The sequence below is a fragment of the Streptomyces sp. NPDC004629 genome (assembly GCF_042873595.1).
In the GTDB taxonomy this organism is placed as follows: Bacteria; Actinomycetota; Actinomycetes; order Streptomycetales; family Streptomycetaceae; genus Streptomyces.
The window spans coordinates 299,747-313,759 of record NZ_JBIALO010000005.1 but is presented as its reverse complement, the minus strand read 5'-3'; the positions used below and the strand labels follow the sequence as shown (position 1 = coordinate 313,759).

The following is a 14,013-nucleotide window of genomic DNA, read 5'->3' as shown; positions in this document are numbered from 1 at the left end:
GAAGAAACGCGCGGAGCGCCCGCCGGCGGGCGGGCGCGCAGTGGGTCAGCTCAACAGGAAGAGGACCACACGCGACCGAAGTCGATGTGGGAGCGGGTGACCAGCCACTGCTGTGGATGCATGCGCCAAGTGGAACAGGTCCCCGGTTCCCCGTCAACCGACCTGAGACGTACCGCTCACAGTATGGACACCCTTGACAGCGAGCGGAAACGCCCGCGTACTCTCGGCGAACGGCCCTGCTGAGGGGCTCGGCCGTAGGCGCCGCGAGGTGCCCCGTGTGAAGACGCCCACCGTGTCCCAGCTATGTCACGGAGCCTTCGCATGCCATCCGACACCCTCAGCCAACTCCCCGCGGCACCCACGCGGCACTGCCCGCCCGGCACCGAGGCCCGCCGATGAGGCGCGGTCTTGTGATCGTCGGGGCCGGGCCGCGGGGGACCGGTCTGCTGGAGCGCATCGCCGCCAACGCCCCGGAGCTGTACGCCGGTCAGGGCCTCGACATCCATCTGGTCGACCCCTGCCCGCCGGGCGCCGGACGCATCTGGCGCGCGGCGCAGTCCCCGCTGCTGTGGATGAACTCGCACGCCGAGGACGTCACCATGTTCACCGACGAGACCGTGCGGATGGCCGGCCCGGTGCGGGAGGGCCCCACCCTGCACGAATGGGCGGGGCTCGACGGCCGGACCTTCGCCGACCGGCAGCTCCAGGGCCGGTATCTGCGCTGGGTGTACGAGCGGGCCGTCGCCGATCTGCCCGCGGACGTCGTCGTCCACCACCACCCCCGGCGCGCCCTGCGGGTCAGCGGCCCGTGCGACGGGCGCCAGCAGGTGTGGCTTGAGGGCCGCCCGCGCCCGCTGCTCGCCGATGCCGTGGTCCTCGCCCTCGGCCACCTGGACGCCGAACTCGACGACGAACAGGCCGACTTGGCGGCGTACGCCGGCGCCCACGGGCTGCTCCATCTGCCGCCCGACTTCACCGCCGACACCGACCTGTCTCCGCTCGGGGCCGGCGAACCCGTCCTGGTCCGCGGCTTCGGACTGGCCTTCGTCGACCTGATGGTGCTGCTCACCGAGGGCCGCGGCGGACGGTACGAAGGCGATGTGTACATACCGTCGGGGCGTGAACCGGTGCTGTACGTCGGCTCCCGGCGCGGAGTGCCGTACCACTCGAAGATCGGTTACGACATGACCGGTGAACGCCCCCCGCTGCCCCGCTTCTTCGGGCCCGCCGAGATCGACGCGCTGCTCGCCCGGCCGGAGGGCTTCGACTTCAGGCGGGACGTATGGCCGCTGGTGGCGAAGGAACTCGGCTTTGCCCACTACTACCGGCTGTACACCGCCCACCCCGAGCGGACGGCCGTCGCCAGGGCCGACTTCGAGGAGAAGTACGCGGCCGCCCAGACCGCCGACGAGATCCGCGCGCTGGTCGCCGCCGCCGTACCCGACCCCGCCGACCGGCTCGACCTCGGCGCGCTCGACCGCCCCCTCGACGGGGTACGCCTCGGCTCGCACGAGGAGTTCCAGGACTGGCTGCGCCGCTACGTCGAGGCCGATCTGGACCGCCGTCACGATCCGCGGCACAGCCAGGACCTGGCGGTGTTCCTCGCACTGCTGTCCGTCTACGGGCAGCTGATCCGGCTCGGCGACGTCGGCCCCTGGTGGCACGGCTTCTTCAGCTACCTCGCCTCCGGGCCGCCCGGACCCCGGCTGCGGCAGCTGCTCGCGCTGTCCCGGGCGGGTGTGGTCAGGTTCGTCGGCGCCGACATGACCGTGACCGCCGAGGACGGGGTGTTCCGGGCCTCCTCCGCCACCGTGCCCGGCTTCCGGATCGAGGCGCGCGCCCTGGTGGAGGCCCGGCTGCCCGAACCCACCGTCGGGCGCGCCCGCGACGGCCTGCTGCGCGCCCTGCACGCCGACGGCGCCGCCGAGAGCCCCGACGGGCTGCTGCGGGTGGACCCCGCCGACGGACGGATCCTCGACGCAGGCGACCGGCCGCACCCCCGCCGGTTCGCGCTCGGGCCGTACACCGACGGCCGCACCCCCGGCGCCTTCACCCGGCCGCGCACCGGCGGACCGGCATTCCGGCAGAACGACGCCACCGCCCGCGCGGCCCTCGTCCTGCTGCGGGAGACGGCCTGTCGCGCCGCCGCGTAGGCCGCCCCCTCCGCCCCGCCTTCAGCAAGGGATGCACGCGATGAGCGTCACGGCCGACAGCAGACCCGGGTCCAGGAGCTTCGGACGGCTCGGCGGCCGGGGTGCCGGGCACCGCGCGGCACGAGCGGACGCGGGCCGTGTCCCGCGAGGTGCCGTGCGCCCGCCCGCCCGGCACAGGAAGGTTCTTCTCCCATGACCCCATCGTCCGGCCGGGGGCTGCTGCACCTGGCCGCCGCCGTCGACCAGCCGGGGGCGTACGACGCCGCCGCGTACACCGAGCCGGCGCGGCTCGCCGAGCGCGGCGGGCTGGACTTCGTGACGCTCAGGGACGGCTTCGCGCGCCCCGGACCCGACGCGCTCGCCGTCCTCGCCCGGGTGGCACCGGAGACCCGGCGCATCGGACTGGTGCCCACGGTGACCACCACGCACACCGAGCCCTTCCACGTCCAGGCGGCCGTCGCCACCCTCGACTGGGTCAGCCGGGGCCGGGCCGGCTGGCGGCTCGACGTCTCGGCCGGCGAGCGGGAGGCCCGCCTCTTCGGCCGCCGCCCCGCCGCATCCGCCGCCGCGCTGTGGCGGGAGGCCGGTGAAGTCGCCGACGTGGCCGGGCGGTTGTGGGACAGCACGGCGGAGGACGCCGGGGCGCGGGACCCGGCGACCGGCCACCGGGGCGGGCGGCACCCCGTCGACTTCACCGGCTCGACCTTCTCGGTCCGGGGACCATCGACCGTGCCGCGCCCGCCCCAGGGGCATCCCGTACGCGTGGTCGACGCCACCGAGGGGCCCGCCCGGTCCACGGCGGCCCGGTACGCCGACGTGGCGCTGGTACGGGCGGCCGGCTGCGCCCAGGCGGCCGCCGTGCGCGAGGAACTCCGGTCGGCCGCGGCCCGGTTCGGACGGGACCCGCACACGCTGCGGGTCCTGGCGAGCCTCGTCGTCGACCTCGCAGGCGGCGAGGCCACCGCGGAGCCCGGCTGGGGGTCCCTCCTGCCCGACCGGGGACACGGGCGACGCGGCGCCACCCGGCGGGGCGCGCAGGGGCCGCCGCTGTACCGCGGGGGCCCCGTCGACCTGGCCGAACTGATCGCCGCCTGGCACGGGCAGGGGGCCGTGGACGGCTTCCACCTGGTTCCCGCCGAGCCGCACCGCGATCTGGAGCGGCTGGTCAACGGCACCGTGGTGCTGCTCCAGCACCGCGGTCTGTTCCGCACCTTCTACCCGGGTAGCACACTGCGGGAGCACCTGGGCCTGGCCAGGCCCGCGAGCCGTTACGCGGCGGCCGGGAGCGGATCATGACCGCGGTCGGGCCCGCCCGGAAACGGATCCACCTCGCCGCGCTGCCCCACGCGGGGCCCCGCGCGGACGGGCTCGCCCCGGACGGCGGCGGCCCGGTGGGCCGGTCCGGTCCGGGCGGGACGCCACGGCTCGCGCTCCCCTCGTACGAATCCTATGAATCGTACGAACGGGTCGCTCGCACCGCCGAACGCGGGCTGTTCGACTTCCTTCTGCTCGCCGGCGGCCGGTTCCCGCGCGAGCCCGAGGGCCGCGTGCCCGACGCGGACCCGGTGGGGCCCGAGCCGGTCGCCGCGCTCAGCGCCCTCGCCGCGGTGACCGAGCGGCTGGGGCTCGCCGCCACGGTCGACGCGAGCTGCAACGAACCGTACGAAGTCGCCCGGCGGCTCGCCACGCTCGACCACCTCAGCGAAGGCCGGGCCGCCTGGCACCTGGTGACCTCCGCGGACGCCACGACCGGCGGGAACTTCCGCCGCGGCGGCGGCCTCGACCGCGCCGAGCGGTATCCGCGCACCGCCGAATTCGCCGCAGCCGCACGGCGGTTGTGGGACTCCTGGACCCCGCAGGGGGAGGCCGGGCCGGTTGCCTACCGGGGACGGCACTTCGACATCGCCGGCGAGTTCACCGTGCCGCGCCCGCCGCAGGGGCACCCGGTGCTCATCCAGACGGGCGACTCGGACGAGGGCCGGGAGTTCGCCGCGGCCACGGCCGATGTCGTCTGCTGCGGCCGGAACATCGCAGGCCGGCCGCCGGCCGGACCCGGGGCCCGCCTCGGCCCGCTTGAGGCGGCCCGCGCCTTCTACGCCGATGTGAAGCGCCGGCTGCGCAGGTACGGCCGGGCACCGGACGACCTGAAGGTCATGCCCGCTGTCGGCGTCGTCCTCGGCGACACCGCGGCCGAGGCCCGGGAGAGGGCCGCCGAACTCATCGGTCCACCGGTGCCGCCGCCGGCCGACCCGGACGCATGGGCCGAGCCCGACGCATGGAGCGAGCCCGGCGCATGGAGCGAGCCCGGAGCATGGACCGACCCCTGGGCCGGCAACGAGGCATGGACGGCCGCCGACGGGCGGACCGCCACCCGGGCACGGACCGTGATCGAGGCGGGCCGACGCCCGTGCTTCGTCGGCACCCCGGAGGCGGTCGCCGCCGAACTCGACGCCTACGTACGGCGGGACGCCGCGGACGGCTTCGTCCTCGTACCGCATGTCGTGCCCGGTGCTCTTCAGGAGTTCGTGGACCGGGTGGTGCCGCTGCTCCAGGAGCGCGGCGCGTTCCGCACGGAATACCGGGGCGCCACGCTCCGCTCACACCTGGGGCTCGGGGCCCCGGCACGGAAGGACTGACGACATCCATGACCACGGACCCGAACGACGAGTGGAAGCGCTGGCACGAGCGGCGCACGGAGACGGTGTCGGCCCCCTACGGGCCGCTCGCACTGGTCGGCACGCACTGGATCAAGGACCATCCGGAGGGGCGACTTCCGGACATTCCCGGGAAGTGGGTGGCCCACGGCGATGCGGTGGTGCTCACCGCCGCCGAGGCCGACGGACTGACCCTGGACGGACGGCCGTTCGCCGGTGAGGTCAGGCTCGGCGCCGACGCCGAACCGGCGGCCCGCGTCACGCTCGGCGCTCGCCGGCTCGTGGTCCTGGTCCGCGACGGGATCTGGGGCGTGCGGGACTACGACCCGGACGCCGTGACGCGCCGCGCGTTCCGGGGCATCGACGCCACCCCGTACGATCCGCGCTGGTCGGTGCCCGGCCGCTTCACCCCGTACGAGGCGGCGCGCACGGTGCGGGTCGGCACCGCCGACGGGGTCGAACGCGGCCTCGGTCTGGCCGGCGAACTCGCCTTCACCCTGGCCGGACGGGAGCGGACGCTCCAGGTCGCGCGGCAGGCCGACGGGCGGCTGTGGGCGGTGTTCGCCGGCGCCACCAGGGGGGACGGCAGCTTCCGGTTCCGCTTCCTGTACCCGGCGGCGCCCGACACCGAAGGCCGTACGACGGTCGACTTCAACCGCGCCCAACTGCCGCCGTGCGCCTTCGCCGACCACTTCATCTGCCCCTTCCCGCCGCCGGGGAACACACTGGGCGTCGCGATCGAGGCGGGGGAGCGGAACCTGGCCTGAAGGGGAGGAATCCGGCCGGAGAAGGGAGCGGGGCCCGGACCGGAGGGAAGCGGAACCCGGTCCGAAGCTGGGTGGTCCGAAGCTGGGTGGTCCGAAGCTGGGTGGTCCGAAACGGGGTGGTCCGAAGCTGGGTGGTCCGAAACGGGGTGGTCCGAAACGGGGCGGTGCGAAACGGGGCGGTGCGGGCATGGATGGGCCAACAACTCGCAAAGCCCGTTCAAAGGCTGACGGCCGAAAGGCACCCTTGCGCCGACCGGCCGTTCGGCCGAATACTCCCCCTCAGCGCTTGTCAGGGGCATGCCGCATCCGCAATCCGGTCGCCCGTGCCGCTGACTGCGCCTCACGGGCCCCGACCCCACGCGGGCCCCCGACTTCCCCTGGGAGGGAACGAAACGTGAGGAACAAGCGCACCACTCCCCGCAGCGGCATCGCGAGACGGACCCGACTGATCGCCCTGGCCTCCGGCTTCGTGGCCGCCGCAGCGTTCGCCGCCCCCACGGCCAGCGCGAGCGACGTCCAGACCTTCAGCACCAACCAGCTCACCAAAGCGAGCGACTCCGTCCTCAAGGCCGACATAGCCGGCACGGCCTGGGCGGTCGACAGCAAGACCAACCGCGTCGTCGTCACCGTCGACAGCACCGTCTCCCAGGCCGAGATCGCCGAGATCAAGGAGCAGGCGGGAGCCAACGCCGGTGCCCTGACCGTCAAGCGCACCCCGGGCGAGTTCAACAAGCTGATCTCCGGCGGCGATGCCATCTACGCGAGTAGCTGGCGCTGCTCGCTGGGCTTCAACGTCCAGGACAACAGCGGCAACTACTACTTCCTGACCGCCGGTCACTGCACCGACGGTGCGGGTACCTGGTGGTCGAACTCCGGGCACACCACCACGCTGGGCACCACGTCCGGCTCGTCGTTCCCCGGCAACGACTACGGCATCGTGCGCTACACCAACAGCTCGGTCACCAAGTCGGGCACCGTCGGCAGCGTGGACATCACCAGCGCGGCCACGCCGTCCGTCGGCACCACCGTCTACCGTCGCGGCTCCACCACCGGCACCCACAGCGGCCAGGTCACCGGGCTCAACGCGACGGTCAACTACGGCGGCGGAGACATCGTCAGCGGTCTCATCCAGACCACGGTCTGCGCCGAGCCCGGCGACTCCGGCGGTCCGCTGTACTCCAACAGCGGCATCGCCTACGGTCTGACCTCCGGCGGCAGCGGCAACTGCTCCTCCGGCGGCACGACCTTCTTCCAGCCGGTCACCGAGGCCCTGAGCGCCTACGGGGTCCACGTCTTCTGACGTCGGCCCGCGCGACGGCCTTCGCGGCATCGGCCCCCGCACGCAACCGGCGTGCGGGGGCTCCCCCTTGGCCGTTTGCCGGGGTTACCTTCGAAGGGCGGGGTGCTCTCCCGGCACCCCACTTCGGACCCCTGGGGGCCGGCATGGTCGAGGAGTTGGCGGCGGCGGGGGCGGCCCTCGTGGCCGCCGGAGCGGTGTACCTGATGGGGGCGGCGCGGGTCGTCAAACAGTACGAGCGCGGTGTGGTCTTCCGGCTCGGCCGGCTCCGCCCGGAGGTCCGCGGACCGGGACTCACCCTGGTCGTCCCGTTCGTGGACAGGCTGCGCAAGGTGAACATGCAGATCGTCACGATGCCCGTGCCCGGCCAGGAGGGCATCACCCGCGACAATGTGACCGTACGGGTGGACGCCGTCGTCTATTTCCAGGTGACCTCGCCGGCCGACGCGGTCGTCCGGGTCGAGGACTACCGGTTCGCGGTCTCGCAGATGGCGCAGACCTCCCTGCGGTCCATCATCGGCAAGAGTGAGCTGGACGATCTGCTCTCCAACCGGGAAAAGCTCAACCAGGGCCTGGAGTTGATGATCGACAGCCCGGCCGTGGAGTGGGGTGTCAGCATCGACCGGGTGGAGATCAAGGACGTGTCGCTGCCCGAGACCATGAAGCGGTCCATGGCCCGGCAGGCCGAGGCGGACCGCGAGCGGCGGGCCCGGGTCATCAACGCGGACGCCGAACTGCAGGCGTCGAAGAAGCTGGCGGAGGCGGCGCAGCAGATGGCCGACACCCCTGCCGCGCTGCAACTGCGGCTGCTGCAGACGGTGGTGGCGGTGGCAGCCGAGAAGAACTCCACGCTGGTGCTGCCCTTCCCGGTGGAGCTGCTGCGGTTCCTGGAGAAGGCGCAGCAGCAACTGCCCCAGGCGCCCGGAGGATCGAGTTCCGGCCAGGGCTGACGGTCACTGTCCGCCGAACAGCTACTCGCACGTGGTGTTTGCAGTGCGAATCTCCTGCGATGACGGTACACGGTCAAGATTTACGGGGGCGTGTGCGGCCGTCGTATGCGCGTCCTGAAGTCGACCTTGTGTACTCCCTGTTGGGCTCGGAATAGTAGGCGCCCGTCAACCAGCCTTCCGGCCCGTGAGGTCCCCACAACCTCATCGGGCCGTCCCCCCACAGGAGGACGTGAGTTGAAGCACCGACGCATACCCAGGCGGCGGGCCGCCGTGACGGGCGCGGGAATCGCCGCACTGGTCGCAGCGGGTGTCACCTTCCAGACTGCGAACGCCAGCGAGCTGGTGAAGACCGCCGCGCCCCAGACCCTGTCGGCCTCGGCGGCCGGAAAGATCGCCTCCACGCTCGTACGCGACCTCGGCGGCGACAGCGCGGGCAGCTACTACGACGCGCAGGCCAAGCACCTCGTGGTCAACGTGCTCGATGAGAGCGCGGTCCGGGTCGTCGAGGCGGCCGGCGCCAAGGCCAGACTCGTCGCCAACTCGCTCGCCGAACTCGACGGCGCCCGCGCGACGCTGAAGCGGGACGCGACCGTGCCCGGTACCTCGTGGGCGGTCGACCCGGTCGGCAACAAGGTTGTCGTCACCGCCGACCGTACCGTCTCGAAGGCCGCCTGGGCCAAGCTCGCCAAGGTGGTCGACGGGCTCGGCGGCACGGCCGAACTCCAGCGGTCCAAGGAGGAGTTCAAGCCCTTCATCGCGGGCGGCGACGCCATCACCGGCTCGGGCGGGCGCTGCTCGCTCGGCTTCAACGTGGTCAAGGACGGGCAGCCGTACTTCCTGACCGCCGGGCACTGCACCGAGGCCATCTCCACCTGGTCGGACTCGTCCGGCACCGTGATCGGCCAGAACGAGCAGTCCAGCTTCCCGGGCAACGACTACGGTCTGGTGAAGTACACCGCGGACGTCGATCACCCGAGCGAGGTCGACCTCTACGACGGATCCGCCCAGCAGATCACCGGCGCGGCCGAGGCCACCGTGGGCATGAGTGTGACCCGCAGCGGCTCGACCACCCAGGTGCACTCCGGCACCGTGACCGGCCTGAACGCCACCGTGAACTACCAGGAGGGCACGGTCAGCGGTCTCATCGAGACCGATGTGTGCGCCGAGCCCGGTGACAGCGGCGGCTCGCTGTTCTCCGGGAGCAGCGCCATCGGGCTCACCTCCGGCGGCAGCGGCGACTGCACCTCCGGCGGGGTGACCTTCTTCCAGCCGGTCACGGAGGCGCTTTCGGCGACCGGCGCCGCGATCGGCTGAGCCGCGCCACATCCGCCACGAAGTCCCGCCCCGCGCGCGAGGGGCGGGACTTTCGCGTACGCCCCCGGCCGTCCGGGGAGGCGGTGCCCCGGGGGCACACAGAAAGACGCTCGGCACCCACACCGGCGAAACCGGCGGAGCCGATCGCGGCGTTTGCGCAGGTGAGGGGCGTCCGAGTGGGTGTCGTACAGATGTTCGGGAATGAGGGTATGGTGGGGTGAGAGAGTAGGGAACTGATGTTCGAGAGCCGGTCGGGGCTCACGAGTGCGGGAGGTGCGTGTGCCGGGTTTCCCGCATCTGCACACCGTCTCCGGGTTCTCCCTGCGTTACGGCGCCTCGCACCCGGAGCGGCTGGCCGAGCGCGCCGCCGAGCGGGGCATGGACGCCCTCGCCCTCACCGACCGCGACACCCTCGCCGGCGCGGTCCGCTTCGCCAAGGCCTGCGCCGGGGCGGGCGTCCGGCCGCTGTTCGGCGTCGAGCTGGCGGTGGGCGAGCCGGAGGTGGTACGGCGGGCGCACCGCCGCACCCCGGTGCGCGGCGGTGCCTTCATCGACGAGTCGACACCCCGGGCGACCTTCCTCGCCCGGGACGGCGCCCGCGGCTGGGCCGATCTGTGCCGACTGGTCACCGCCGCCCACTCCCCGACGCACCCGGCCCCGTCCGGGCAGAACGGGCACCGGACCGCGGGCGCCCCGCTGCTGCCCTGGTCGGGCAACCACGGCGACGGCCTGACCGTCCTGCTCGGCCCCGCCTCCGACGTCGGCCGCGCCCTTGCCGCGGGCCGCCCGGACCGCGCCGCCCGGCTGCTCGGCCCCTGGCGCGAGATCTACGGCGACGCCCTGCGCCTGGAGGTCGTCTGGCACGGCCGCACGGGCACCGGACCCGGTTCCCTGCGGCTGGCCGCCCGCACCGTCGGCTTCGCCGCCGAACAGCGGATCGCCGGTGCTCAGCAACGCCGTCCGGTACGCCGACCCCGGGCAGGGCCCGGTCGCCGACGTCCTGGACGCGGCCCGCCGGCTGGTCCCGATCGACCCGACGAAGGAACTGGACTCCGGCGAGGCCTGGCTGAAGGACGCGGACGCCATGCTGGCCGTCGCCGAGCGGATCGTGGCGGCCGCGGGCTACCGCCGTGACACCGCCCACCGCCTGCTGGAGCAGACACGGGCCACGGCCGCCGACTGCCGGGTCGACCCCGAGGACGACCTCGGTATCGGCAGCGTCCACTTCCCCGAGCCGCACCTCGTCGGCGCCGGCCGCCGCACCGCCCAGCGGGCCCTGGCCTCCCGGGCGGCGGCGGGGATGGTGCTGCGCGGCTACACCGGCAGGCGCGCCTACTGGGAGCGGATGCACCACGAGTTGGACATCATCGCCCACCACGGCTTCGCCTCCTATTTCCTGACGGTCGCCCAGGTCGTCGACGACATACGGAAGATGGGCGTCCGGGTCGCCGCGCGCGGCTCCGGTGCGGGCTCCCTCGTCAACCATCTGCTCGGCATCGCACACGCCGACCCGATCGAGCACGGGCTGCTGATGGAGCGCTTCCTGTCGAAGGAGCGGGTCGCGCTGCCCGACATCGACATCGACGTGGAGTCCGCACGCCGCCTGGAGGTCTACCGCGCGATCATCGACCGGTTCGGCACCGAGCGGGTGGCGACCGTCGCCATGCCGGAGACGTACCGCGTCCGCCATGCGATCCGGGACGTGGGCGCGGCCCTGTCCATGGACCCGGCCGACATCGACCGCATCGCCAAGTCCTTTCCGCACATCCGTGCCCGCGACGCCCGCGCGGCCCTGGCGGAACTGCCCGAACTGAGGCGGCTGGCCGGGGAGTCCCGGCAGGACGCCGAGCGGTACGACCGGCTGTGGGACCTGGTCGAGTCGCTCGACGCCCTGCCCCGCGGGGTCGCCATGCACCCGTGCGGGGTGCTGCTGTCCGACGCCTCCCTGCTCTCCCGTACGCCGGTCGTGCCGACCAGTGGCGAGGGGTTCCCGATGGCGCAGTTCGACAAGGACGACGTGGAGGACCTCGGGCTGCTCAAGCTGGATGTGCTGGGCGTGCGGATGCAGTCGGCGATGGCGCACGCGGTCGCCGAGGTGGAGCGGGCGACGGGGAAGCGGATCGATCTGGACGCGGTCGCGGAAGGCGATCCGGCGACTTATCGACTCATCCGCTCCACCGAGACGCTGGGCTGCTTCCAGATCGAGTCGCCGGGCCAGCGGGACCTGGTGGGGCGGCTCCAGCCGGCCACCTTCCATGACCTGGTCGTCGACATATCGCTGTTCCGGCCCGGCCCGGTCGCCGCCGACATGGTACGGCCGTTCATCGAGGCGCGGCACGGGCGGGCGCCGGTCCGCTACCCGCATCCGGACCTGGAGAAGCCGCTGCGCGACACCTACGGGGTCGTCGTCTTCCACGAGCAGATCATCGACATCGTCGCCATCATGACCGGCTGCGGGCGGGGCGTGGCGGACCAGGTGCGGCGCGGGCTGTCCGAGCCGGAGATGCAGGGCCGTATCCGGGTGTGGTTCGCCCAGCACGCGGCGGAGCGCGGATACGACGCGGAAACGATCCGGCGGACCTGGGAGATCGTCGAGGCGTTCGGCTCGTACGGCTTCTGCAAGGCGCACGCGGTGGCGTTCGCCGTACCGACGTACCAGTCGGCGTGGCTGAAGGCGCATCACCCGGCCGCCTTCTACGCCGGGCTGCTCACCCACGACCCCGGGATGTACCCGAAGCGGCTGCTGCTGGCGGACGCGCGGCGGCGCGGGGTGCCGATCCTGCCGTTGGACGTGAACCGGTCCGCGGTCACCCATCACATCGAACTGGTGTCTGAATCAGGGCCGGCCGCGCCCGAACCGGCCGAGTCCCCCGGTTCCCCCGGGCGTTGGGGGCTGCGGCTCGCCCTCCGCGACGTGCACGGCATCAGCGAGGCCGAGGCGGCGCGGATCGCGGACGGACAGCCCTACGCCTCCCTGCTGGACTTCTGGGAGCGGGCCCGGCCCAGCCGGCCGCTGGCCGGGCGGCTCGCCCAGGTGGGCGCGCTGGACGCGTTCGGCGCCAACCGCCGGGACCTGCAACTCCATCTGGCCGAGCTGCACCGGGGTGCCCGCAGCGGCGGAGGTGGCCAACTCCCCCTGGCCGGCGGCCGGAAGACCGCCTCCGTCGGGCTGCCCGACCTCACCCCGGCGGAGCGGCTCAGCGCCGAACTGGGCGTGCTGTCCATGGACGCCTCGCGCAATCTGATGGACGACCACCGGGAGTTCCTCAGGGAGCTGGGCGTGGTCTCGGCGCGCCGGCTGCGGGAGACACCGCACGGCGAGACCGTGCTGGTCGCGGGCGCCAAGGCGGCCACCCAGACCCCGCCGATCCGCTCCGGCAAACGCGTCATCTTCACCACCCTGGACGACGGCACGGGCCTGGTCGACCTCGCCTTCTTCGACGACTCCCACGACGCCTGCGCGCACACCGTCTTCCACTCCTGGCTGCTGCTGGTGCGCGGGGTGGTGCAGCGGCGCGGCCCGCGCAGCCTCAGCGTGGTGGGCGCCGCCGCCTGGAACCTCGCCGAACTCGTCGAACTGCGCGCCGAGGGCGGGCTCGACCAGGTGGCGGCGCGGCTGGCGGAGCCCGCGCCGCGGGAGGAGGCGGCCCCTTCGGTGCCGGGCCGGACCATCCGCATGGCCACGGGGTACGAGATGCACCCCTGGGCCGATCTGCGTCCCGCGGGCGAGGACCCGGCGGGGGGAAAGAAGTTGTGGCACCAGAGTCCGGGGAGTGCGGGATGACCATTCTCTGCGTACGTTTCCAGCTGCCTCCAATGTACGAGGCGGCCCTGCCGGGGCTGCTCGGGCTGTTGGAGGAGTTCACCCCGGTCGTCGAGGCACTGCCGCCGGACGGGGCGCTGGCCGATCTGCGGGGCGCCGAGCGGTACTTCGGCCGAAGCGCCGTCGACCTGGCGGCCGTGATCCGGGTCCGGGCCCTCGCGCGGTACGGCATCGACTGCGCGATCGGCGCCGGGCCGGGCCCGCTGCTGGCCCGCATGGCACTGCGGGACGCCCGGCCCGGAGTGACCCGGGCGGTCCCCGAAGGCCCGGACAGCGCCACGGAGTTCCTTGCCGACCGGCCCGTCGGCGCGCTCCCCGGGGTCGGCGCGGCCACCGCACGCGCCCTGTGCGGGTACGGACTCGACACCCTGGGCCGGGTCGCCGCCGCACCGCTGTCCACGCTCCAGCGGCTGGTCGGCGCGAAGGCGGGCCGCGAACTGCACGAGAAGGCGAACGGCATCGACCGCGGCCGGGTCGTCCCGAACGCGGTCTCCCGCTCCCTCGTGGCCGAACGCCCCTTCCCCCTCGACGAACTGGACCCCGACCGGCACCGCCGTGCGCTGCTCTCGGCCGCCGGTGAACTGGGCGCACGGCTGCGCGGCCTGGAGAAGGTCTGCCGCACCCTGACCCTCACCGTGCGCTACGCCGACCTCCCCCGCTCTCGAACCGGCTCGAACGGGGGGACCCCCATCGCGACCACCCGCAGCCGCACCCTCAAGGAGCCGACCGCGCACTCGCCGGCCCTGACGCGGACCGCGTACGGCATGTACGAGGCGCTGGGTCTGCAACGCGCCCGGGTCCGCGCGCTCGTCCTGCGCGCGGAGGGCCTCACCCCGGCCGAACAGGCCTCCTGGCAGCTCACCTTCGACGCCGTGGACGAGAAGGTCCGCCGAATCGAGGAGGTGGCAGACCGGGCACGAGCAAAGTTCGGCCCACAAGCAGTACTCCCCGCCACACTGGCCTCCTGACAAAGCAACCGACTTGCGCCCCAAGGGGCCGCGGGAAACTGCGCGCTCAACCACAACGCTGCCGCAGGCCGGCCCCCGAGGGGGCGC

The 14,013-nt window shown here is 73.4% G+C and carries 8 protein-coding genes and 1 pseudogene; all 9 read left to right on the top strand.

The features are described 5' to 3' along the window. Positions 1–395 precede the first annotated feature (395 nt). The 9 genes and pseudogenes from ACFYTE_RS10265 to ACFYTE_RS10225 all read left to right on the top strand — a co-directional run bounded on the left by ACFYTE_RS10265 (position 396) and on the right by ACFYTE_RS10225 (position 13,926). Positions 396–2,153: an FAD/NAD(P)-binding protein gene (locus ACFYTE_RS10265; protein WP_388707469.1), complete on the top strand. Its 1,758-nt coding sequence runs from the start codon at positions 396–398 to the stop codon at positions 2,151–2,153. A gap of 192 nt (positions 2,154–2,345) precedes the next feature. Further along, positions 2,346–3,449: an LLM class flavin-dependent oxidoreductase gene (locus ACFYTE_RS10260; protein WP_388707467.1), complete on the top strand. Its 1,104-nt coding sequence runs from the start codon at positions 2,346–2,348 to the stop codon at positions 3,447–3,449. Beyond that, the gene (locus ACFYTE_RS10255; protein ID WP_388707464.1) at positions 3,446–4,789 is read left to right on the top strand and encodes an LLM class flavin-dependent oxidoreductase; all 1,344 of its coding nucleotides are present in this window, start codon (positions 3,446–3,448) and stop codon (positions 4,787–4,789) included. The genes ACFYTE_RS10260 and ACFYTE_RS10255 overlap by 4 nt, the downstream gene beginning before the upstream one ends. A gap of 8 nt (positions 4,790–4,797) precedes the next feature. Further along, the gene (locus ACFYTE_RS10250) at positions 4,798–5,574 is read left to right on the top strand and encodes a DUF1684 domain-containing protein (protein ID WP_388707461.1); all 777 of its coding nucleotides are present in this window, start codon (positions 4,798–4,800) and stop codon (positions 5,572–5,574) included. 394 nt (positions 5,575–5,968) lie between these two features. Then, positions 5,969–6,874, top strand: a complete 906-nt coding sequence (locus ACFYTE_RS10245; RefSeq protein ID WP_388707460.1) for a S1 family peptidase — start codon at positions 5,969–5,971, stop codon at positions 6,872–6,874. A 143-nt stretch (positions 6,875–7,017) separates the two neighbouring features. Further along, entirely contained in the window at positions 7,018–7,821 is an 804-nt protein-coding gene (locus tag ACFYTE_RS10240) for a slipin family protein (RefSeq protein WP_388707458.1), read from the top strand. 234 nt (positions 7,822–8,055) lie between these two features. Then, positions 8,056–9,135, top strand: a complete 1,080-nt coding sequence (locus ACFYTE_RS10235) for a S1 family peptidase (RefSeq protein ID WP_388707455.1) — start codon at positions 8,056–8,058, stop codon at positions 9,133–9,135. Between the two features lie 279 nt (positions 9,136–9,414). Then, a pseudogene (locus tag ACFYTE_RS10230) lies at positions 9,415–12,919 on the top strand (DNA polymerase III subunit alpha). Next, positions 12,916–13,926, top strand: a complete 1,011-nt coding sequence (locus ACFYTE_RS10225) for a hypothetical protein (RefSeq protein WP_388707452.1) — start codon at positions 12,916–12,918, stop codon at positions 13,924–13,926. Before ACFYTE_RS10230 ends, ACFYTE_RS10225 begins: the two are co-directional and overlap by 4 nt. Positions 13,927–14,013 lie beyond the last annotated feature (87 nt).